General features: G+C 37.6%; 26 protein-coding genes and 2 tRNA genes. 18 read left to right on the forward strand and 10 right to left on the reverse strand.

Annotated features, from left to right (window positions below):
- Positions 1-82: 82 nt before the first annotated feature.
- From E2K98_RS16985 to E2K98_RS17000, 4 genes are all read left to right on the forward strand, one after another.
- Entirely contained in the window at positions 83-1,549 is a 1,467-nt protein-coding gene (locus tag E2K98_RS16985) for a lmo1851 family serine protease (RefSeq protein ID WP_456236710.1), read from the forward strand.
- 121 nt (positions 1,550-1,670) lie between these two features.
- The gene (locus E2K98_RS16990; RefSeq protein ID WP_133336141.1) at positions 1,671-2,426 is read left to right on the forward strand and encodes an LCP family protein; all 756 of its coding nucleotides are present in this window, start codon (positions 1,671-1,673) and stop codon (positions 2,424-2,426) included.
- A gap of 97 nt (positions 2,427-2,523) precedes the next feature.
- Positions 2,524-3,465 (forward strand): CobW family GTP-binding protein, encoded by a 942-nt coding sequence (locus E2K98_RS16995; RefSeq protein WP_133336143.1) that lies wholly within the window; start codon positions 2,524-2,526, stop codon positions 3,463-3,465.
- Positions 3,466-3,526: 61 nt separating this feature from the next.
- The gene (locus tag E2K98_RS17000) at positions 3,527-4,345 is read left to right on the forward strand and encodes a hypothetical protein (protein WP_133336146.1); all 819 of its coding nucleotides are present in this window, start codon (positions 3,527-3,529) and stop codon (positions 4,343-4,345) included.
- 244 nt (positions 4,346-4,589) lie between these two features.
- Here the strand turns inward: E2K98_RS17000 and E2K98_RS17005 are convergent, their stop codons facing one another.
- Positions 4,590-4,832, reverse strand: coding sequence for a hypothetical protein (locus tag E2K98_RS17005; protein ID WP_026576592.1), 243 nt, complete (start codon positions 4,830-4,832; stop codon positions 4,590-4,592).
- 95 nt (positions 4,833-4,927) lie between these two features.
- Here E2K98_RS17005 and E2K98_RS17010 point away from each other — a divergent pair, with 95 nt between their 5' ends.
- Positions 4,928-5,206 carry a hypothetical protein gene (locus E2K98_RS17010; RefSeq protein WP_133336148.1) on the forward strand — a complete coding sequence of 93 codons (279 nt, stop codon included), beginning with the start codon at positions 4,928-4,930 and terminating at the stop codon, positions 5,204-5,206.
- A gap of 31 nt (positions 5,207-5,237) precedes the next feature.
- Here the strand turns inward: E2K98_RS17010 and E2K98_RS17015 are convergent, their stop codons facing one another.
- Positions 5,238-5,714 (reverse strand): Hsp20/alpha crystallin family protein, encoded by a 477-nt coding sequence (locus E2K98_RS17015; protein WP_133336150.1) that lies wholly within the window; start codon positions 5,712-5,714, stop codon positions 5,238-5,240.
- Between the two features lie 63 nt (positions 5,715-5,777).
- Positions 5,778-6,257, reverse strand: a complete 480-nt coding sequence (locus E2K98_RS17020; protein ID WP_133336152.1) for an Hsp20/alpha crystallin family protein — start codon at positions 6,255-6,257, stop codon at positions 5,778-5,780.
- A 326-nt stretch (positions 6,258-6,583) separates the two neighbouring features.
- Between E2K98_RS17020 and E2K98_RS17025 the strand changes: the two genes are divergently transcribed.
- The gene (locus E2K98_RS17025; RefSeq protein WP_133336154.1) at positions 6,584-7,378 is read left to right on the forward strand and encodes an SDR family oxidoreductase; all 795 of its coding nucleotides are present in this window, start codon (positions 6,584-6,586) and stop codon (positions 7,376-7,378) included.
- A gap of 9 nt (positions 7,379-7,387) precedes the next feature.
- Here E2K98_RS17025 and E2K98_RS17030 read toward each other — a convergent pair whose 3' ends face one another.
- Positions 7,388-8,755 (reverse strand): MATE family efflux transporter, encoded by a 1,368-nt coding sequence (locus tag E2K98_RS17030; RefSeq protein ID WP_133336156.1) that lies wholly within the window; start codon positions 8,753-8,755, stop codon positions 7,388-7,390.
- A gap of 236 nt (positions 8,756-8,991) precedes the next feature.
- Here E2K98_RS17030 and E2K98_RS31025 point away from each other — a divergent pair, with 236 nt between their 5' ends.
- The gene (locus tag E2K98_RS31025) at positions 8,992-9,150 is read left to right on the forward strand and encodes a hypothetical protein (RefSeq protein WP_165976303.1); all 159 of its coding nucleotides are present in this window, start codon (positions 8,992-8,994) and stop codon (positions 9,148-9,150) included.
- Between the two features lie 82 nt (positions 9,151-9,232).
- Here E2K98_RS31025 and E2K98_RS17035 read toward each other — a convergent pair whose 3' ends face one another.
- Positions 9,233-9,793 (reverse strand): GNAT family N-acetyltransferase, encoded by a 561-nt coding sequence (locus E2K98_RS17035; protein WP_133336158.1) that lies wholly within the window; start codon positions 9,791-9,793, stop codon positions 9,233-9,235.
- 293 nt (positions 9,794-10,086) lie between these two features.
- Positions 10,087-11,223, reverse strand: coding sequence for an amidohydrolase (locus tag E2K98_RS17040; protein ID WP_133336159.1), 1,137 nt, complete (start codon positions 11,221-11,223; stop codon positions 10,087-10,089).
- Positions 11,224-11,511: 288 nt separating this feature from the next.
- Here E2K98_RS17040 and E2K98_RS17045 point away from each other — a divergent pair, with 288 nt between their 5' ends.
- From E2K98_RS17045 to dapF, 7 genes are all read left to right on the forward strand, one after another.
- Positions 11,512-11,835, forward strand: a complete 324-nt coding sequence (locus tag E2K98_RS17045) for a DUF4870 domain-containing protein (RefSeq protein ID WP_026576584.1) — start codon at positions 11,512-11,514, stop codon at positions 11,833-11,835.
- A gap of 100 nt (positions 11,836-11,935) precedes the next feature.
- Positions 11,936-12,127, forward strand: coding sequence for a PLD nuclease N-terminal domain-containing protein (locus E2K98_RS17050; RefSeq protein ID WP_026576583.1), 192 nt, complete (start codon positions 11,936-11,938; stop codon positions 12,125-12,127).
- Entirely contained in the window at positions 12,127-13,035 is a 909-nt protein-coding gene (locus tag E2K98_RS17055; RefSeq protein ID WP_133336160.1) for an ABC transporter ATP-binding protein, read from the forward strand. The genes E2K98_RS17050 and E2K98_RS17055 overlap by 1 nt, the downstream gene beginning before the upstream one ends.
- On the forward strand, positions 13,032-13,811 hold the full coding sequence (locus tag E2K98_RS17060) for an ABC transporter permease (RefSeq protein WP_133336161.1): 780 nt from the start codon (positions 13,032-13,034) through the stop codon (positions 13,809-13,811). The genes E2K98_RS17055 and E2K98_RS17060 overlap by 4 nt, the downstream gene beginning before the upstream one ends.
- A gap of 77 nt (positions 13,812-13,888) precedes the next feature.
- Positions 13,889-14,749 (forward strand): patatin-like phospholipase family protein, encoded by an 861-nt coding sequence (locus tag E2K98_RS17065; protein ID WP_133336163.1) that lies wholly within the window; start codon positions 13,889-13,891, stop codon positions 14,747-14,749.
- A 107-nt stretch (positions 14,750-14,856) separates the two neighbouring features.
- A complete protein-coding gene (locus E2K98_RS17070) occupies positions 14,857-15,633 on the forward strand; it encodes a hypothetical protein (RefSeq protein ID WP_133336165.1) in 777 nt (258 codons plus the stop codon).
- Positions 15,634-15,716: 83 nt separating this feature from the next.
- Positions 15,717-16,700: a diaminopimelate epimerase gene (gene dapF, locus E2K98_RS17075; protein ID WP_133336167.1), complete on the forward strand. Its 984-nt coding sequence runs from the start codon at positions 15,717-15,719 to the stop codon at positions 16,698-16,700.
- 7 nt (positions 16,701-16,707) lie between these two features.
- Here the strand turns inward: dapF and E2K98_RS17080 are convergent, their stop codons facing one another.
- Positions 16,708-18,546, reverse strand: a complete 1,839-nt coding sequence (locus tag E2K98_RS17080) for a DNA ligase D (protein ID WP_133336216.1) — start codon at positions 18,544-18,546, stop codon at positions 16,708-16,710.
- A gap of 131 nt (positions 18,547-18,677) precedes the next feature.
- Between E2K98_RS17080 and ku the strand changes: the two genes are divergently transcribed.
- From ku to E2K98_RS17100, 4 genes are all read left to right on the forward strand, one after another.
- The gene (gene ku / locus E2K98_RS17085) at positions 18,678-19,532 is read left to right on the forward strand and encodes a non-homologous end joining protein Ku (protein ID WP_133336169.1); all 855 of its coding nucleotides are present in this window, start codon (positions 18,678-18,680) and stop codon (positions 19,530-19,532) included.
- Positions 19,533-19,624: 92 nt separating this feature from the next.
- Positions 19,625-20,575 (forward strand): nucleoside hydrolase, encoded by a 951-nt coding sequence (locus E2K98_RS17090; protein ID WP_133336171.1) that lies wholly within the window; start codon positions 19,625-19,627, stop codon positions 20,573-20,575.
- Between the two features lie 213 nt (positions 20,576-20,788).
- On the forward strand, positions 20,789-20,989 hold the full coding sequence (locus tag E2K98_RS17095; RefSeq protein ID WP_026576574.1) for a cold-shock protein: 201 nt from the start codon (positions 20,789-20,791) through the stop codon (positions 20,987-20,989).
- A 172-nt stretch (positions 20,990-21,161) separates the two neighbouring features.
- Positions 21,162-21,365, forward strand: coding sequence for a cold-shock protein (locus tag E2K98_RS17100; RefSeq protein ID WP_026576573.1), 204 nt, complete (start codon positions 21,162-21,164; stop codon positions 21,363-21,365).
- A 35-nt stretch (positions 21,366-21,400) separates the two neighbouring features.
- Here the strand turns inward: E2K98_RS17100 and E2K98_RS17105 are convergent, their stop codons facing one another.
- The 3 genes from E2K98_RS17105 to E2K98_RS17115 all read right to left on the reverse strand — a co-directional run bounded on the left by E2K98_RS17105 (position 21,401) and on the right by E2K98_RS17115 (position 21,977).
- Entirely contained in the window at positions 21,401-21,694 is a 294-nt protein-coding gene (locus tag E2K98_RS17105; protein WP_133336173.1) for a DUF6509 family protein, read from the reverse strand.
- Between the two features lie 113 nt (positions 21,695-21,807).
- A tRNA-Ser gene (locus E2K98_RS17110) sits at positions 21,808-21,899 on the reverse strand.
- A 4-nt stretch (positions 21,900-21,903) separates the two neighbouring features.
- Positions 21,904-21,977: transfer RNA gene (locus tag E2K98_RS17115), tRNA-Gly, on the reverse strand.
- Positions 21,978-22,124 lie beyond the last annotated feature (147 nt).

A 22,124-nucleotide genomic window follows, 5' to 3' on the forward strand; every position in this document is an offset into this window, starting at 1 on the left:
AATGGAGCTCTGTACATAGAAAAAAGGAAGATGATTGTTCTAGAGGAACATAATTTTTTGGTGAATGAAAGTGGTGAAGGCTTTGGATGAAGAGAAAGTTGGACAAGAGCAAGCAGCAGCAGAAAACAAATCAGGCTATATTCGCTTCAAGAAATTCCATTTTATTATGCTATTGTTTTTCATAATTTTTCTGTCAGCAGGAATAACGGCTTTTGTACTGGCCTTTGGTGAAGAGAAAGTCGTAACAGTTGAAAAAGAAAGGGCAGAATTTAAAAAATTCTATACTGCCTATAATACTTTGAACAATGGATATTTCAAGAATGTGGATCGTCAAAAGCTAATCAATGGGGCTATTAATGGGATGGTAGAATCCTTGGATGATCCTTATTCTGATTATATGAGTGATGAAGAGGCGAAAAGCTTCCATAATACTATTTCTTCTTCGTTTGAAGGAATTGGAGCAGAAATTCAGGAGAAGGATGGACACATTCTAATTGTATCCCCGATTAAAGGTTCTCCAGCAGAAAAAGCCGGTTTAAAACCAAATGATATCATTACATCAGTAAATGGAAAAAGCCTGCAAGGGATGACCTCGACTCAGGCTGTCACCTTAATTCGTGGAAAGAAAGGGACAAAAGTTGAATTAACCATTCATCGCCCGGGCACGGAAGCTCCAGTTAAGGTCCCAATCGTACGTGATGAAATTCCAATTGAAACCGTATATGGTGAAATGGTTGGAAAAGGTATTGCCAAAGTTCAGATTACCAGTTTTTCAAGTAATACCGCAAAAGAACTTGTTACGACCTTAAATGATTTACAAAAGAAAGGCATGAAAGGCCTTGTGTTGGATTTACGTCAAAATCCGGGTGGTTTACTAGACCAAGCCATTAGTATTTCCAGTATGTTTGTTCCTAAAGGAAAAGTAGTTGTCAAAGAACAAGATCGAAGCGGTAAGATTAAAGAGTTTGGCTCCCAAAATGAAGGAAATCCTACGCTTCCTTTAGTTGTTTTAATTGATAAAGGCAGTGCAAGTGCTTCTGAAATTCTTTCCGCAGCGGTTAAAGAATCCGCTGGGGTTCCATTAGTGGGTGAAAAATCATTTGGAAAAGGAACAGTCCAAACAGCACAAGACTTTTCTGATGGTTCTAACCTTAAATACACGATTGCGAAATGGTTAACTCCAAATGGAAATTGGATTCATAAGAAGGGGATTATGCCTGATTATCCGGTAAAACTACCTGATTATGCGTCATTACCAATTATTAATCCGGAAAAGAAGCTGGAACTTTCCAGCTCCTCTGAAGATGTAAAGACAGCACAAAAGATGTTAAAGGCACTTGGCTTTAATCCAGGCCGGACAGACGGATTCTTTGACCAGAAGACAAAAGAAGAGGTTGAAAAATTCCAAAAGGCTCATAAATTAGAAGTAAACGGGTATCTAAAAGGAGACTCGACTATGAAGTTAATGGAACTCTTACGGGACAAAATCCAAAAGAATGATACCCAATTGAAAAAAGCGATTGAAGTGTTAAAAACAAGAATGAAATAAAATGGATAAATCCGGATTCTTTCTTTAGCAGAGGAATCCGGATTTTTTATTTAACATGTATATTTCTTCAGCTGTTTTCCGAAAATGGACAGTAACAATCAGGATAAAGTTGGTGTTTGCAATGAGGAAACTAGTAATCGTGGTGATTGTACTTTCTTTTTTCGGGTATGGACCGCTAAAATCGTTGTTTCATTCTGCTAAAGAGACAGCGAATGAACTGCAAATTTCAGAGCAAAAAAAGGCTGTAAATTTCTTGATTACCGAAAATAATACAGATTCTCAAGCTTCGAAAACAGGTGCTGCTGTTATTGTCCGTTATGACCAAGAAAATCATAAACTAAAGTCGGCCCCCGTATTATTACCGGTCTCAGAAACGGTTGATAATAAACCTAAATTGAAAGAATTAAAACAAACGGTTCAAAAAAATTATGGCATATCCATTGATCATTTTTTCATGCTAAACCCCTCATCTATAAGTAAAATCATTGATCAACTTGCACCGGATGGAGTAACAATTAATGAAGGAAAAGGGCCACTACATGGTAAGGAAGTGCTTGAATACATTCAGCAGGTAGCGGTGGATCCAGAAAATACAGAGGAATTAAAAACGATTATCTCCTCACTGAAAAATGAAATTAAAAATCAATCATCCGATAATCTATTGTTGATAGCACCATCCATTATCAATGAAGTGGCTAACAGCATTAACACCGATTTAGGGAAAGGACAATTAGTGGGCTTGGGGTTATCGGCAATTATGAATCCAATTACCAAAATTGAGCCATTGCAATTTGTCAAAGGAAATGAAAAGGATGATTCAGCTACTGTGAATTCAATCCCTGAAGAGGAAGACCAGTCTAAATCGATCATTAATTAAAAAAGCGGATGAAGGCTCATCTGCTTTTTTCTTTTTACATTAATCCATATCCGTTATAATGAAGGGATGCAAAAACGAAAAAAGGCAGGGCAATAGAATGATTAAATCTGAGGTTTATATTTTGTCAGGATTTTTAGGGAGCGGGAAAACAACTTTATTAAAACGAATCCTTGAAGAGGAGCATAAGCAGGGAAGAAAAGTAGCTGTCATGATGAATGAGCTGGGGGAAGTTTCCATTGATTCCGATGTTGTGGATGAAGACGTTGCGTTAAAGGAATTACTTGGCGGCTGCATTTGTTGTTCGATTCAGGACAAGCTAGAGGCGCAGCTTCAAGGGTTATTAATCGATGAAAAACCAGATGTGATTTATATCGAAACAACGGGGGCAGCACATCCTGTAGAAGTGTTAGATGCGATTCTCTCACCGCTATTTGCAGATGCTTTGCATATTAAAGGTATTGTTACCACTGTTGATGGTTTAAGATGGTTGAATCGGAAATCAATGAGCCCTCAGCTTCAGCAGTTAATTCTAGAGCAAATTAGACACGCTGATTTCATTATCGTGAATAAAATGAGTGAATTATCAGAGTCGGAACAAGCGAAAATTACATTCGAAATCCAAGCATTAAATTCAAAAGCAAGATGCCTGCTTACGAACTATTCTCAGGTTTCGCTAAAACAGCTTAAAGAGATATCAGTTTCTTATCGAGATAAAACGAATACTCACCTAAGCCAGAAAAATTTAAATTTATCTACTTTTGTATACCGATTTCAGGGTCCCGTCAGTCATTCCAGGTTTGAAGAGTTTTTAAAATCCTTGCCTGATACGATCTACCGAATTAAAGGATATCTAAAATTTGATTCAAAAAGCTATCCTTTTTTATTTCAATTCTCTTATGGAATGCCCTTATATATGAAGGAGCAAATGAATTTACCGTTAAACCTTGTTTTTATTGGGGAAAATATCGATTGGGGCCAAATGAATACAGCACTAGAGAAGCTTGAAAATGAATTTGAAAATCAGCATATGGATGAATGATATTTTAGTCTTCAGGTAACTCTTTAAATGTAGTTTATATTCCATGGAAATGGGGGGTTACATGAAGAAGGCAGCTGTGTTTATATTTTTTATGCTCATCCTCCTGAATGGTCAAGCGGTAAGTGCAGCGGAAATCAGTTATAAGATTGAAATGCTCCCTTGGAAAGATGTCAATCATATCTTACCGAAGTACACAAAGTTTATCGTGCTGGATGTGGATACAGGGAAAAAATTTAAGGTGCAACGGCGTGCAGGCAGCCACCACGCGGACGTGCAGCCTTTGACTTCAAAGGATACTAAGATTATGAAAAAAATCTATGGGGGTAAATGGAGCTGGAAACGTCGTGCGATTATTGTTATTCATAAAGACCAGTGGATAGGCGCTTCAATGCATGGGATGCCACATGGTGCCGGAGCTTTGAAAAACAATTTTCCCGGACATTTCTGTATTCATTTTTATGGGAGTACGACACATCGGACGAACTCCATGGACTTATCTCATATGTTAATGATTTTAAAGGCATCAGGGAAACTGGATGATTATTTCGAGAAGGCAAACCCATATGAGATCATAAATGCCTATATTGCAGGATTTATACAGCAGGATTCGAAAATTATTTCCACGCCTTCCTTGCAAAAAATTAAGTGGAAACCGGTCCTTATGAAAATTGATGCAGTTAGAATCTCAAGATTACCTATGCTTCCACCTGAGGATTTATCAGAACAAATTAGTTTGGATATTCCTATTGAAATTGATTGGTACATAAAAAATAGAGGAAGACAAACATTTAATGGGCAAATTCATATGGTGCGGTTTTCACCGATTGAGGGATGGAAAATTGATTCAAAGCAATTTTTAAAAGATAATTATTTACAATAAATTCCTGTTATACTTGGTTGTTGATATCCGCTCCAGGCGCTTCGCTTTCCATGGGCGGTTCGGGGAGCCTCCTCGTCGCTTCACTCCTGCGGGGTCTCCCCTGCCCCGTACTCCCACAGGAGTCTTCGCGCCTTCCGCTCCTATCAACATTGTTTCAAAACTCAATATTGCTCTTTAAAAACTTTACCTACATTAAAAAAACACCTTTATAAATGAATAGGTCATTTATAAAGGTGTTCTTATTTTAAGGTTGTTGTCCAAATTTAATGAAGGTACGCTCATCTTCGATTAGTCCGCAAGCGCCGCATTGAATCCGGAATTCTGGGCCTTGATATGGGATATGAAAAGGTTCTAATTCCGTTTCACCATACTCTCTTACAACCACACCGGATTGTGGGTCAAGCTTAACCGAGTGTGCTACTTGTTCAATAATATTAAATCGACTTCGATTGGTTTTACAATTTGGACATTTATATGGGGTAGACATATATTTCTCCTTTCAAAAATGGTCCTTTTTATTTTTTACAAAATACAAGGAAATATGTAACAATGAGCATAAGGGTGATGATTGGGGTGATATAAATGCCAACTGGGTTGGAGTTTTTTGATCGGTTATTGCATGAATATCGAAAGGTATGGAATAATCGTTTATTAAACGTGGAAAATCAGAACAGTGAGGAAATTTTGAAGGATGCGATAAAAAGAGAATTATTAGATGAAAACTCGCACCCTAGGGTTCGGAAAAACAGATATGAAAAATATTATTCTGCTATCAAAAGATTAGTGGATTCAAATATTTCCACTGAAACAAAAGTTCATTTAATTGAGGTTCATAATCAAATGATGGATGAATTAAAATAAAAAGACAGCCCATTCGCGGCTGTCTGCTTCTTCATTCTGGAGTAAGTTGATCGAATGTAATGGGAATCGTCTCGATTTCCTCTTTATTGATTGGCATGAAAATAAACAATAATCCATTTCGTATTTCTGTCCGAATTTGAGTTGTTTTAATGGGAAAGGGGAGGATTATTTCCTTTTTAAATGTCTGATTTGCTCTTTCCTTAATAAAATATTTTCTTCCTTCCTGTAAGGTTTTAAATTCTCCTGTCATCGTCAATAGCTGTTGATTGACAGTAATATGAAGATCTTCCTTACGCATCCCCGGAATTTCGGCTTCAATCACAAGCACATCATCCGTTTCATATAAATCGCATTTTGGAAAAGAACTCTGTATTTTTGTAAAGGGGCTAATGGAGGGACTCTTTATGACTTTTTCAACACTTTTTTCATCAAAGATTTGCTCCCAAAAATTATCACCTTGAAATTTTTGGGTCAATTCCAGCCATTTTTTAAGTTTATCCATTTCCATTCCAACCACCACCTCTAATTCATCATATTTTACTGGAACAAAAACATACCATAAAAATAGATGCTACATTATTTCTGTCACATCAATTTGAGAAAACTGCATATCGATATTTTTGGGAATTCTTACTTCTAGAGTCCCATCCTTATAATTCGCTGAAGCACCTTTCTTTCTAACAATCGCCGGAAGGGTAATCGTATGTTTATCTTCATATTGGGGGATATGGTCGACAATAAGCTGATTGGAGGTATGGTAAATACGCAGCTGCTTGAGCCATTCCTCACTTTTAATCGCAATCCGCACGTAAACAAAGTCATGTGTTTCAAATGCCGAGGAATTCAATGTACCTGTAGCGCTCTGCTGCTGGGTAGTGCCAGCTGAAGCGAATCCATTAAACATTTCGTTTGGGTTCATCATTCCACGCATGCTGCCGGGTATTACCTTTCCAATGAGGTCCTGGACATAATTATTGATTTCTTCTGGTTTCATGTTTTGCAGGTTATTCTTCATATCCTTATTAAAAGGGAACATATTCCATGGGAACATTTTTTTCATCCTTTCAACTGCCTGAAAAGGGCCTTATTCGTCCTACCACATACTATGCTAGCAAACGCCTATCCGTTATTAAAACCTGCTTTTCTTATTTAAATCAAAGGCTGGGTTAAAGGCCAATGTTTTTATTTTACATCGTTGATTGGAGCGACGAGGAGGATCCCCGGTCAGCCCATGGAAAAAGAAGCGCCTGGAGCGGAAATCAACAACCAGGTTTAACATGTCAAATTCATAAGGTAATGTTTAAAATTTGCATATATAATCAAATCTTTTTAACATATAGTATAAAGATAAATTGGAAAATAGAGAGGTAATGGTGTGTGAAGAAAAAAACTGCTTTGATTACCGGAGGGGCAACCGGCATTGGAAAAATTACTGCTTTACAACTTGCAGAAAAAGGGTATCAGTTGATTATTAATTATCGAAGCAGTGAATTGGAAGCAAAAGAACTTGCAAAGCAGCTCGAGGAAAGTTTTGGAACCGATTGCCTGTTACTTCAAGGGGATGTGGCCAAACAAGAAGATTGTATCCGAATGGTCCACCAAGCATTAACAAGATTTTCTTCGATTGATGTTTTAATCCATAATGCAGGGCCATACATACACGAAAGAAAAAAACTAACGGATTATTCATTCGAAGAATGGAATTATTTATTAAATGGAAATTTGTCAGCTGTTTTTAATTTATCAAAGCTGACCATACCTATTATGAGAAAAAATAAATGGGGAAGAATTATTACAATGGGGTTTGACAGGGTCGAAACAGCGCCTGGTTGGATTTATCGTTCTGCTTTTGCTGCAGCAAAAACGGGTCTAGCATCCTTGACAAGAACGATTGCCATTGAGGAAATGATAAACGGGATTACGGCCAATATGGTAAGTCCAGGGGATATTAGCACCGAATGGAAGGAAAAAACAATTGAACAAGCCTTTTCTTCTGATAATAGTCTTACTTCAGTCGGGAGATCAGGGACAGGTGAAGATATTGCAAGAGTGATTTCTTTTCTCGTCGATGAAAATTCAAGTTTTATAACCGGGAGTATTATCCCTGTGACCGGGGGAATAGATGTATTGGGAAAAGCATTGAAAGACGAACATAATATAAAAGAGTCCTGACCAAAATCATTAGGACTCTTTTTGTATGTTTGCTTGATTCGCGGTTTTTTGAACCCAAAGTAAACGTAATAAAAGACAAATTGCTCCGACTGCGAGTCCCGCAATCAAACCGATCCAATAACCAAATGCACCCAGATCAGTATAAACTGCCATTACATATCCAAGTGGGAGGCCGATTACCCAATAGGATAGAAGAGAGGCTAAGAAGGTAATATTTACGTCCTTATACCCTCGTAGTGCACCTTGGATTGGTGCCTGGATGGCATCAGATAATTGAAAGAATAACGCGTAAAGCAAAAATTTCGCCGTTAATTTTAAAACCACTGGATCTGTCGTATAAATTCCCGCAATATCATAGCGGAATAGCAGTAAGATTATTCCGCATAACCCTGCCAGTAAAATTGCGATTCCAACTCCAAGCCAGCTGTATTCCTTTGCATCCTGATTTCTTTTGGCGCCAATTTCAAAGCCGACCAAGATGGTTAAGGCCATGGAGATGCTGAGAGGAAGCATATACAAAAATGAAGCAAAATTTAATGCTGACTGATGGCTGGCTATTGTATTGGTATCAAAAGTACTCATTAGCAAAGTAACAGCAGCAAAAATGCTGGTTTCAAAAAAAATCGAAAAACCAATAGGAATGCCAATTTTTAATATTTCCTTTGATCTTGAAAGGGATATTTTATGAAAGTGGCGGAAAATACCAAAATTTGAAAATGGTTGATTCGTACAGATGATAAAAATCGAAATACAAGTAATCAGCCAATAGGTAATCGCTGTTGCAACACCTGCTCCAATTCCTCCAAGTTCAGGGAAACCAAATTTTCCATAAATCAACAGATAATTAAAGACAACATTAATCGGAAGTGAAGTTAAAGTAATGACCATCGTAACACGCGTTTTCCCAAGCGCATCAATAAATGATCTTAATACGTTATAAGCGAAAAGTGGGATCATTCCAAAGCTTAAGGCAGCAAGATAGTCATGGGCTACTTTCCGAACATGTGGTTCAAGGCTCATACCGTTTAAAATGGGGTCAAGAATGATAGCGCCTATAGCGATAACGATAATGGCAATGATTACAGATAAATAAAGTCCTTGAAACACAGAGTGTGCAACCTTATCCTGCTGTTTCGCCCCATTTAATTGCGCAACTATCGGCGTAACGGCCAACAATATTCCACTAAGTCCAGTAAATACCGGAACCCACAGGGAGGAACCTATTGCAACACCTGCCAAATCGGATGGGCTGTAATGCCCGGACATGGTTACATCAAAAAAGTTCATTGAAAAAAGCCCAAGCTGGGTAATCAGAATCGGGAATAAAATATAAATTAATTGTTTTAACTTTTGCTTCTTTGTAATGGTTTGTTTCAATTTTTAGTTTCTCCATCTTCTTTAGGTTACAAAGAGTTATTATATCATGGAACCTATTCCAGTGGTTTACAAAGATATCGTTAACAAGCTGTTTTTCTGTCTTAAAAAACATACCCAATGTACAAAGGATATACAAACTGCTTTTACAATTTTTCGAACAATTTGATTACAAGGAATGAAAATGGATTATTTTGCGGATAATAGTTGTGTATCATCTATGGAAAGGAGCAAAGAAAATGAGCTTTAATATTAATCGTATTAATCCTAATCAAACCCAGGTATTTTTTCATGATGGTCGATTTGAAACGTTAACGAATGAGGAATTAGAAGAATTTTTGCTCCAGATGGGTATAAGTGAAGTAGATGGAACAACCGAACAAAGCGTAATAGATTAACGAAAGTAAGATGATGACTATGCACCCAAGGGCGCTAGTCTTTTTTCTTGTAAAAAAAGCAATCGGCGGTGGCCGATTGCTTTTATGCTTCCAATAAATGAGTGGAATCTGTTTGAAGAGAGTCGTTTCTCATTATATAGAAGGTATATTGATCTTTTGGAATTTCATATAAATCGTAAACCTCACCATTGGCATTTAATTGCTCATACAGTGATTTTCGTGTTTCATTTGCTTTTATGACATATGGTAGTTTTTCCGCTGCTTTAATCGAACGGATATTGATCTTACGGATTCGCATATAAATCGTTTCAATTCCCATTTCGTAGAAAAGCTCACTGAAAAAAGCTTCTTTCGCAGGATTATTATACCCTTTTCCATGATAAGGTTTGCCTAGCCAGGTTCCCAAAAATCCGGCATTTTCTTCAATATCAAATAGATTAATTGTACCAATAGGGGAACCCCATTCATCAAGAATAGTGCGGGAGATTAATTCACCACGTTCTTCAGCTTCAATGGTTTTCTTTGTCACGAATAAGAATTCGTCATAGGATGCTGCTTTTTGGCGAACAAAAGGGAAGACATCTGGATGCGTCATTAGTTCATAAAGTGTGTGGCTGTCGTGAAGATCTCTTTTCTTCAGCATGAATATCCCTCCATTAGGGCAATCCGATCCCATGTCAAAAGAAAACGGCCCACCCTCGAAATTTTTTATTAGAATTGCTAAAAAATTTCGGGGTGGGAATCGAACCCACTAGAACCAGTATACTGGTGGCGCACCATTTGCCTTCCCTATATCATTTTTTTTGAAAAATAAAGATTAAAATAGTCCCCCAAATTCAAGTTACCATTAGTATCATCAAAAGTATGATACCATAAAAAAAAGCGAAAAATAAATAGGTTTTTGTTTGTTTTTAAGTGAAATTTTTTTCCAATTTTCTACAAAGTTTTTGCCTCTTCGAAAACCATTTCTCCACCTATCATTGTCCATTTTGGTTTTGCTAGATAATGGAAAGGATGGTGGCTCCATAATACAAGGTCAGCATCTTTTCCTTCTTCAATACTTCCGAGACGGTCATCAATTTTTAAATTTTTTGCTGGAAAAATCGTAATCCCCTCTAATGCTTTTTGTTCCGGAAGACCTTCTCTTACTGCAATTCCTGCACAAATATTCAAATATTGAATCGGAGTATAAGGGTGATCTGTGGTAATGGAAACTTCTACCCCATTATTGGTAAGTTCCTGATAAGTTTTCCATGTTTTATTTTTTAGTTCAACCTTGGACCTCCTTGTTAAGGTTGGGCCAACGGATACTTTTAGGTTCATCCCTGCTAATTCATTTGCAATTAAATGCCCCTCTGTACAATGCTCAATTCTCAGGTCCAGATTAAATTCTTCCGCAAAACGGGTGGCTGTAATGATATCGTCCGCCCGGTGGGCATGGATTCGAACGGGGATCTCCCTTTTTAATGCCATTACAATGGGTGCAATCCTTAGATCTTCTGGGTTATCGGCGTAAATGGCCTGATAAAATGCTTCGCGGAGCTTGCCCATGATTCCCATCCTCGTAATGGAGTCGCTATTTCCATGGCTGTGGATTCTTTTTGGGTTTTCACCTAGAGCGATTTTTAATCCCGCAATCTCTTGAATAAGCATTTTTTTAATATTTTTGCCCGTTGTTTTTATCACCGATGTGGTCCCTCCGATGATATTTGCGCTTCCCGGCATAATATGAACGGTTGTAATCCCGCTCCGAACAGCATCCGTAAATGCGGCATCTAACGGATAGGCACCGTCGAAAGCACGTATATGCGGGGTTAGGGCCTCTGCTGTTTCATTCGCATCGTTTCCCGCCCAGCCCGTACCTTCGTCATAAAGTCCAAGATGTGTATGGACATCAATAAAACCTGGTAAAAGATAGGCATTTCCACAATCAATTATTTTAACTTCTAAATCGGTGATGATATGCTGTCCAACTTTAGCGATTTTTCCATCTTCAATTAAAACATCCCCTGAATGAATAGGGGTGTCGGTAATCGGATATACCGTTGCATTCTTCAAAAGTATTTTCGTCATATTTAAACCTTTCTTCCTATATTTCATGTATTTAACTATTTTACCAAGCAGTATATTTTCCGAAAAGTTAAAAATGTTCCGAGCAATAACTTTTATTCTTTTATATGCAAAAAAGCCCAATTTTGAAACTTGTGTTCATTATATTTATTTTTAGGTTATTTTGCCCGTGTACTCTGTTAGCAAGCCTGAAAATAATAAGCGGATTTTACCAGAAACAATGAAATCTTTTCCAGAATAGAGCGTACATATAAAAGAAAGGATTTTTTTAATGAAGAAGGAGGTGCTATAGTGGTAAAAAGTGAAGAAAGGCTCTTGGCAGCAGTTCTTTATATAGTTAGTTTTATTTTTCCGATTATTGGACCATTAGTCATTTGGTTAATTAAAAAAGATGAATCATCATTCATTGATTATCATGGGAAAGAGTACTTTAACTTTTTTATTTCCTATACCATTTATTGTATTATAGGCGGGATATTAACGATCATCATTATCGGTATTATTGCCTTGTGGGTTTTAGGGATTGCAGCGGTCGTCTTTACCATCATAGCCGCTATAAAAGCGTATGAAGGTCAAGAATACCGGTTTCCATGGATCTTTCGCTTAATTCAATAGAAAAATTTTTCAGAACCTGGTATAAATATTTGCCGGGTTCTGAAACGTTTTTCTAGGTCAAACGTCATATATTTATAAATAGAAAAAAGGGGGAGATAGCATGGCAAATATAAACTGGGCACTTCTTGCGCCTATTCTGGTGATTGAGTTAATTTTAGTAATTGTTGTATTGGTGGATATCATTCGCATTGAAAAAACAAATGGACCTAAGTGGCTTTGGGTACTGCTAAGTTTATTCTTTAATCCAATTGGGCCGATTCTTTATTTTGTAATAGGAAGGAGTAAAAGCTGATGTCCCTTATTCAAATTTCTGGATTAAAGAAGAGTTTCCAGGGAAACGAGGTAATTAAAGGTCTTGATTTTCATTTAGATAAAGGAAAATGTATTGCCCTTTTAGGCCCAAACGGCGCAGGAAAAACCACGACGCTTAGGATGTTAGCTGGTTTAATGAAACCGACTGCTGGAACGATCGCTTTTAAAGATGCAAAGAAAGATGGAGATATTCGCCACATTATCGGTTATCTCCCTCAGTTTCCAGTTTATTATGATTGGATGAGTGGTCTTGAATTTCTTCAGTATGTTGGGAAATTGGGGGGCTTAACGAATAAAGAAGCAAAGGAACGATCACTTAAACTTCTTGAACTTGTTGGGATTTCAGATGCGAAAAATCGAAGGGTAGGCAAATATTCAGGCGGAATGAAGCAGCGCTTAGGTATTGCACAAGCCCTTATCCATCGGCCGCAGATGATCATGCTCGATGAGCCAGTTTCAGCTCTAGATCCCATTGGGCGAAGAGAAGTACTCGATTTATTGGAAGGACTAAAAAGAGAAACCACCATCCTTTTTTCCACCCATATTTTAAATGATGCGGAAGAGGTTAGTGATGAAATCCTGTTTTTACATAAAGGTCTAATTGTTGAATCCGGAACCATGGAGGAATTAAGGGAACGCCATCAACAGTCCAGAATTGATTTGTTTTTCAAAGGGAAGGCCGAGCTATATGCAGATGCTTTTGGAAAAAATCCGTTCACAAAAACCATCTCCATTGAAGGCAATCGACTAAGTGTAACCGTGAACGATATTGAACAAGCTAGACAAGTCTTTCTAAGAGAAATTTCGGAACATAACTGGCCGCTAGAAAAATTTGAAATGAGCAGCATGACGCTTGAAGATGTGTTTATGAAGGTGGTGGGAAAATGAGCCAATGGATTACGCTCCTTAATAAGGAGCTATTAGAAATGTGGAGAAATTTCAAATGGATTTGGGTGCCCATCACGTTTATTCTGCTAGGTGTGCAAAAACCGTTATCCTCTTATTATTTGCCGCAGATTCTTGACTCAATAGGGAATCTGCCAGAGGGAGCAAAGATTGAAATTCCAAAACCCTCCGCACAGGAGGTATTTGTTAGTGGTTTAAGTGAATATTCCTCCTTAGGTGTGTTAATTATTGTTCTAACGACAATGGCGCTAATTGCCGGTGAAAGAAAAAGCGGTGTTGCTGCCATGATTTTAGTTAAACCGGTTTCATACCGCTCTTTTGTAACAGCGAAATGGGTGGGGGCTCTTCTGCTAATGTGGGTATCTTTTTTTATCGGTTCGGCTGCAACTTGGTATTATACCGGGATATTATTTGATTGGGTTGCAGCTGGCGAAGCCTTTCAAGCATTCTTTCTTTATGGACTATGGTTTACCGTAATTTTAACCATCGCCTTGTTTTTTAGTGCGGCTCATCTCGTTCCTGGTGTGGCTGGTTTTGTCTCCCTTTTGGTAGTGATTATTTTAAGTTTGGTATCAAGCTCTCTTTCCGATTGGCTGGAATGGAGCCCGGCAATGTTAACAAAATATGCGAACGATTTAGTATTAATAGGCAAATTAGCGGATTATACTCTGCCAGCATGTTTGCTCTCGATTGCAAGTATTCTCATTCTGCTAGCCTTAAGTATTTTTATTTTTCGAAAAAAAGAGCTGGCATCATAAGAGGCAGTTTAGTTTTCAAATTCGTCCATATATGACAGAATAAACATGATAAAAATAGAGGAAAGGGACGAAGCAATGTGTTAAATGGAGTCGGTTTGGTTCTTGAGGGCGGGGGAATGCGTGGTGTTTATACGGCGGGCGTTCTTGAATACTTTTTAGAAAATCAATTATTTTTTCCTTATGTAATCGGCGTCTCTGCGGGGGCTTGTAATGCAGCATCTTATTTGTCAAAACAAAAGGGAAGAAATAAAACCGTAACAATTCAGTATGCTTCGGATCCGCGATATATATCTTGGAGAAATTATTTTAAAAATCGTCAGTTTTTTGGAATGGATTTTATCTTCGATGAAATCCCCAATCAACATGTTCCCTATCATTATGATGTCTTTTATAACGGTCCCTCTGAATTTGTTGTGGGAGCAACCGATTGCTTAACAGGGGAAGCGGTTTATTTCAATAAAAGAGATTATGGCCAAGAACTACTGACTGTTTTACGGGCATCGAGTTCGCTTCCATTTATTGCACCTGAAATAACCTATCAAAATAAAATTTTGCTTGATGGTGGAATTAGCGATCCAATTCCAATTAAAAAAGCACAATCAGATGGCTTTAAGAAAAATATTGTGATTCTTACAAGAAATATGGACTATCGGAAAAAGCCCTCGAAGTTTCATTTCCTTGTTAACCGAAAATATCCTGACTATAAAGGGCTGCAAAGGGCTTTAAGGAATCGGTATCAAATGTATAACGACACTCTCGCTTTTTTAGAAAAAGAAGAGGAGAAGGGAAATGTTTTTATTATCCGGCCATTAAAGCCGCTCCAGGTAGGAAGAATGGAACGGAATCCAGTGCGGTTAGAGGAGTTATATAACCAGGGCTATGAGGATGCCAAAGTATTAAGCGGAAAAATAGTAAAATATGTGCAATCAAATAATTAAGAGACTTTTGCAGGTCTCTTTTTTGATTTAATGAGGAAATCTTCTATCATTTTTCTTAGTATTATTTAATAGACTGATATAAGAGGAATGGATAAGGAGTTTTCATGATGAAAATAGATAAATATTATCGCGAATCTGCTAGCATCAGTCTAAATGGTAGCATCGCTGCACTAGTACCCGCATTTTTAATTATAATAGTAGATCTTTCTTTCTTTCAGAACAAGAAAATGATGCTGTTAACTATTCCCTTTCTCATTTACAGCTTCATCAGCTTTCAAATCTATTTATTCAAGGTTAGACAAGCACTATTAATAAAGAAAAATTTGTTGAAATCCCGCAGTTTCTACCATTCCATTTTTGAAACAGGGCATTTATTAGCCGTTTATTTACCGAAGCGTTTGCAGCTCTATTTTCCCGATGGAAACCTAGCAGGAGAGATCAAAAAATACCGAGGAAAAAAATTGGGTTTTCCAGTCTTTTCAAAAATTTATGCCCTTAATGATATGAATCATCAATTAATTGGGATTTATAAGGTTAAAAAGGGTAAATACAAAAAAATTGAGGTATTTGACCGAAACAAAGTTTATCAAGGATATTATCAAATCCGGAAATTGAATGCTCGAAAATATAAAAAGGAACTTTTTGACGCAAATGAAAGGTTCATAGGGGCAGTAGAGGGTGCTTCCCTATTTATGGATGAGAAAATCATAAATCCAGCCAACCACCAATTGGGACGTTTGCGCAGGGGCTGGATGCCGGTGGAATGGAGTGATTTTTTTCCGGAGCCAAATACACCGGTGCTTTCATTTACGGAAGGCATTTCAGAAAGTGACAAGCTTTTACAAATGTCTTTTCTCATAAATGAATATTTTATAGAAAGATAATTAGCAGGTTTAAGTTCCTTTCCCTACCAGAATTTGATACTATAATGAATAAATGCAATTACGTGATGCTGGAGGGTTTTAAAGTGCAAATCAACTTAATTAAAGGGCACGGTTCAGGCAATGATTTTCTTTTAATCGATGAAATTTCTAATTCCTATACATTTTCTGAAAAAGAAAGGGCCGATTTGGCAAGGGTTTTATGTAACCGAAACTCTGAACTCGGGGCAGATGGAATTCTGTTCATGTTGAAAAGTGAACATGCGGACGGAAGAATGAGAGTTTTTAATACAGATGGTTCGGAAGCCTCAATGTGTGGAAATGGTCTTCGTCTTGTTTCACGATATATTTGTGAGATGCGGGATCAGAAAGAAGCGATTATTGAAACAATGAAGACCGACTTAAAGGTGAGCAAACAGGCTGATATTTTTCCGGATGTAACAACATATCAGGTAGAGATCTCTCCTGTTTCATTTTTATTGGAGGATTTACCTTTACAATTAAACCAGCCTGACTTAAGAAATGAAAAAATTCCAGAGTTATCTCAAGAATTATATTTCACTGCCTTAGCGGTTCCCAACCCGCATTTAATTACAATTGTAGAATCGGAGCAAATTCAATCAGATCTTCAAAAAGATCTCAGCGAAAAAGTAAATGGGCCGAATGTTTTATTTCCTGATGGAGTCAATGTAAGCTTTGTAAAAGCCTTGGTCAAAGGAAATATTTATGTGAGGACGTTCGAGCGGGGAGTTGGTTTTACCAATGCCTGTGGAACGGCAATGTCTGCCTCCACCCTAGTTACCTGCTTGAATGGGTTAAATGATTTTGAAAAGGCCGTAAATGTTTATAATAATGGCGGTAAGGTTCAATGTGTGGTTCATAAAAACAACGGAAATTACCATATTGATTTAATTGGTAATGCAACGTATCTTTATACTGCTTCTATTGATGTGAATTTTGCTGAGGAAACATTTACAGTAAACTCTAAAGAGGATCTTGCAGAACAGGCAGCATACGAAAAACTCCAGTCAGAAGCACAGGCGTTTTTGGCTGACATCATGAAAGGATAAGGGCTCCTTATCCTTTTTTATTATACTTTAGAACTTCGAGAACAGGTGCAAAGGGCTGGACTGATTTTGTAGAAAAATAGGTTCGAAACGGGTCCCCTTGTTTCCGAACCCGGGTTAAGGCGTTTTTCATTGTAAATTGTGCCGATTCAAGCTTCTCATTAACTTCATCCCAATAAAGTGGTGTGGCTACACCGCCATGTTCATTTCCCCTCATCGAATAAGGGGCAACAATCGTTTTCCCTTCACCATGCTGGATATAGTCCACATATAAGCGATTCCCGCGGTTCTTTTTCATTCGCTCGATTGTAAACGAATCAGGGTCACGTGATATTAAGTAGTCGGCAATAAAGCTTGTGAACAGCCTTGTATCATCATAGGTAAACGTATTTTCAGGTAAAGGAAGGTAAATTTGTAATCCCTTATTTCCTGAGGTTTTAATAAAGCCAATCAAGTTCAATTGATCGAGGACTTCCTTGATAAGTAAAGCGGCTTTTACCGCTAAATGAAAATCATCCTTTGACGGTGGATCTAAATCAAAGACGATTTCACTTGGCCCTCTGCTGTAAATGGTTTGAAACGGAATATGAAATTCAATGGCCAATTGATTCCCAAGCCAGATTAGTGTTTTAAGATGATTACAAAGGATATAGTCAATATTTTCATGTTTAAAGGTTTCCACAAATTCGGGAGCATAATCGGGACAATTTTTTTGGTAAAAAGGTTCCCCGAACATTCCGTGCGGGTAGCGAATAACCGTCAAGAGCCGGTTTTCCAAAAAGGGCAGCATATAGGGTGATATTTCTCTTAAGTAAAGAATAAAATCTGCCTTTTGAATGTTTAGTTGATTCCAAAGAGGTTTATCCGGATGTGAAATGTCTAAGTCCTCAGGAAGATTTTTCTGTTGAAATAAAAACCGGTCATTGGTACAATCTGCAGGCTCTAAGTCAAAGCGGAACCGGTCAAAATGCGGCTCGCGGAGCTGTCCATCATATAACTCTAAATATTTTACTTCAAGGCAAATGGCTGGTTCTACATAAATAAACTGTTCATCTTCCTTTATTTTATTTTGTTTAATTGTTTGTTGAAGAGCCTGCTTCTCCTCCGGTTTAAACCCAAAAAGGACCTGACCAATCGGATGAATCTTTTTGTCCTGATAGACTCCCACGTAAAAGTACCCATTTGTTTTTTCTAAAGAGGTGATAAAACAGCTCACATATTTCCAATTTTTATACTTCAGCCACTGGGAGGAACGCTTTCCTTCTTCCCAGAGACTGTTTTGCTGCTTAGCGACAATTCCTTCGCCATCAAAAAGAACAACTTTTTCCCAAAGCATCTCAAAATCTTCATAGGCTTTAACGAACTGCACTAACTGTTTGGAGTAAGGATCAGCCTCTTGATTAAAGTGGAGCTTCTCAAACAATTTTATTAGTTCTTTTTTTCGTTTCGTAAAAGGCTCCGCATGAAGGGGCTTCCCTGAAAGTTGAAGTGCATCAAATATCATCAGCTGGCACGGTGCATTTTGTGCCTGTTCGCTAATTTTCTTTTCTGACTTTAACCGTCCGCGTACTTGTATTCCAGAAAAATTAGCTTTGCACGGATTTTCCAATAACACAAGCTCCCCATCAAGCTGCAGTGGTAAAAAGGGCTCAAATTCACGTTGATATTGTAATAAAAATTCTTCTATTTCCGGGAATTGTGGAATTAGGGGCTTGCCATTTCTGCTTGTTAAAGTTATCCCCTTTGTATTCCATTCCAATAGTGCACGGAATCCATCATATTTCACCTCGTACAGCCAATCAGGATGGACAGGACGATCAAAAGTCAGACTTGGAAGCATCGGTTTCATCTGTAATGGTCCCTTCTTTTTAGCCTTATTTTGTTTCAAAAAGACTCTCTTCATCCTTTTCCAGTTGTTTATAGGAATGACAGGTTTGTCCGTTTAGCAAAATAAAAGTAAAAAGAATGGAGAATCAGTATATGCATACGATGTGGAAGGGAAGTATCAGCTTTGGGCTCGTGAATATTCCCATAAAGCTCCATACGGCAACAGAGGATAAGGATATTAAGCTTCGGACTCTTCATAATAAGTGTCATGCTCCCATCAGGTATGAAAAAATTTGTACGGTTTGCGAAGAAGAGGTCAAACCTGAGGATATTGTCAAAGCCTATGAATACACAAAGGGGAAATTTGTTGTCTTGGACAATGATGACCTTGAAAAATTACGAAAAGAAAACGAAGATAAAGCGGTTGAAATTATTGATTTTGTCAAAATGGAACAAATTGATCCCATTTATTTTGATCGCAGTTATTATATGTCTCCAAATGAAGGAGGCGGTAAAGCTTACTCGTTATTACGTAAAGCCCTTCAAGAAACCGGAAAGGTTGGACTGGCTAAAATCGTGATTCGCTCGAAGGAGCAAATGGCCGTGATAAGGGTGTATGAAAATACTTTGGTTATGGAAACCATTCACTATCCTGATGAGGTCCGAAATGCAAGTGATGTCCCTAGCGTTCCTTCAGAGGATAAAGTCACGAAAAAGGAATTGGACACCGCCATTATGCTCATTGATCAATTAACAACCGATTTTACTCCGGAAAAATATACAGATAAATACCGAACAGCCCTATTAGAATTGATTGAGTCCAAACGAATGGAAAAAGAAACTGTGGTGACGCCTGCTGCCAAAGAGTCTCCATCAAACGTTACCGATTTAATGGCAGCCTTGCAGGCATCAATCGATCGCACTAAACCGGAAAAAGCCCCAGCACCAAAGAAAAAAGCTGCTGCCCCAAAGAAAAAGACTGTTTCAAGGGTGAAAAAAGAAGCATAAGGAGAAATTGCCGATTTGAATGCAGGTCAAATCGGTTTTTTTCATGTAAGACAGGTAGAGGGGAATACAATAGATAGAAAAGGGGTGAAATAATGGTTCATGTCCTGATGATTACTGATCCTGGAATCGATGACTCGTTTGCAATTATGTATGCCCTGCTAAATCCGGAAATTAATCTTGTCGGGATTGTCAGCGGCTATGGAAATACTCCAAAAGATATTTCGATTAGGAATACTGCTTATTTGTTAAATTTAGCAGGAAGAGAGGATATCCCGATAGTCGCTGGGAGCGCCGGCCCATTATCAGGAGAACCAGTCCAATTTTACCCCGAGATTCATGGAAAGGAAGGTTTAGGCCCTATAAAACCTCCTGACAATATCAAAAATATAAAGGTATATGATTTTAATAAAATTTTAGAAATCATTAAGCAATATAGCGGGAATATCGTGATTGTCTCTGTAGGAAGGCTGACAGAGCTGGCATTGATGTTTATTTTATATGGGAACAATGCGCTAAAAGACGTGACAGCTTTTTATATAATGGGAGGGGCTTTTTTAGTGCCGGGTAACATAACAGCTGAAGCAGAGGCTAATTTTTATGTTGACCCAATCGCGGCCAATTCTGTAATGGAAAAAGCCCATAATGTTTACTTATTTCCCCTAAATATTACCAATCGTGCAATTATCACGCCGGAAGTGATTCATTTTCTATCAGAAAATAGCCCAACACCGTTTCGGCCCCTATTAAAACCAGCATTTGATTATTATTATCATGCTTATCAAAAAAATGTTCCTGGTATTAAAGGGGCACCACTTCATGATGTGGTTCCGCTTATGGCTTTAGTCAATCCTGATTTTGTCCAGTACATTCCTCGTAGAGTGAGGGTAGAGGAAACTGGTCCGGCAAAAGGGAAAAGTATTGCAGATTTTCGTCCAAAACCTGATCCAGAACCAATTGAATCTCTTGACCAAATCGGCTTAGATGCTAATTTTCAAAAGTTTGTTGTTCAGTTCATGGAGGTTTTTCTAAGGGGAAATAAATGACATGTACTTTTATAAAATTTGACTTTTAAAGGAATATAGTATACTATTAAATTACGCTTTAAGTTCGTTAAATATTTATTGGATTAAGTAGTCGTAACTACACGAACATGTGGGTGATGTCTATTGCCTTGCCCCAATTTGTGAGGTTATGGCTTTTCTATATTTAAATGTAAAATCAACTTAAAAGTGAACAATATGTTGGGGGTAAGATCCATGAATAACGGTAAAGTTAAATGGTTTAATGCAGAAAAAGGTTTTGGATTTATTGAAGCTGAAGGCGGTCAAGACGTATTCGTTCACTTTTCTGCAATTCAAACTGAAGGTTTCAAAACTTTAGAAGAAGGCCAATCGGTTTCTTTTGAAATTGTTGAAGGTGCTCGTGGACCACAAGCAGCCAACGTTAAAACAGTTTAATCTTTTAAATAAAAGGTGATGCTCGTGAAATGCATCACCTTTTTATCTATATCTTGATTCTAAATCCTTTTGATTAGGAATAGAATACAAGGATGCATGTTTTTGATTTTGCTCTATGGCTTTTTTATTTGGGAATTTTTTGGACGATAATAAGCGCAAGGAGTGAAGAATTTTGGCTTTCGGCAGAAGAAATGATGTGGAAGTAAAATTAGAAGAAACAAAAGTTTGGGAATGTACTTCAGAAAATTGTAAATGCTGGATTCGCGACAATTTTAAAAGCAGTGAAGTACCGCTCTGCCCAATTTGTAAAAGTGAAATGAAACAGGCTACTAGAGAATTACAGGTTATTCATAACCATAGTAAAAACTTTATGTAAATATAAAAAGCAGGGGTTTTCGCCCCTGCTTTTTATTATTCCCCAATATTTTCTTTGCAGTAGGCGATAATTAAATCTTCTTCGTCTTCTTCTAAGGCAAAATCGAGAACTTTCTCTGTTCCTCTTTCGTAAAAATGATAATTCGTGATTTTCTCCCCATTTTCATCCATTACAAAGATTACCCTTAAGCCAATTCCTTTTTCCGAATAAAGTTCATCCTCTTCATCAATTTCTAGTTGAAGGAAAAACTCATAGCGATCGCCTGAAAGCAGACCAAATGGATCTTCAAGTTTTTCAACTGTATGCCCAGTAATGTTCAAATTTATCATCCTTTACTTATGTATAAACTCTTTCTTATTATACACAATTTTTTATAGAACTAAGATTCCGTGATTATTAAAAAAAACACTTTATTTTAAAGTGTTTATTGAAACAATATGTATGGAGGAGAAGATGAGATTCGAACTCACGCAACGGTTGCCCGTCCTAGCGCATTTCGAGTGCGCCCCCTTATAACCACTTGGGTACTTCTCCATTTTGGAGCGGGTGACGGGAATCGAACCCGCACCGCCAGCTTGGGAAGCTGAAGTTCTACCATTGAACTACACCCGCACTATCCCTTTAACATCAAAAATTATACCACAATATTTTATTTTCATCTAGTTATTTGCAAAACAACGATTGTTTCTTTCGAAATCATTCAATCCCATTCAAAATATGATTGATTTTGAAAGAAAATGATTGATTTTTGCAATCGGT

Source organism: Bacillus salipaludis (assembly GCF_004358205.1).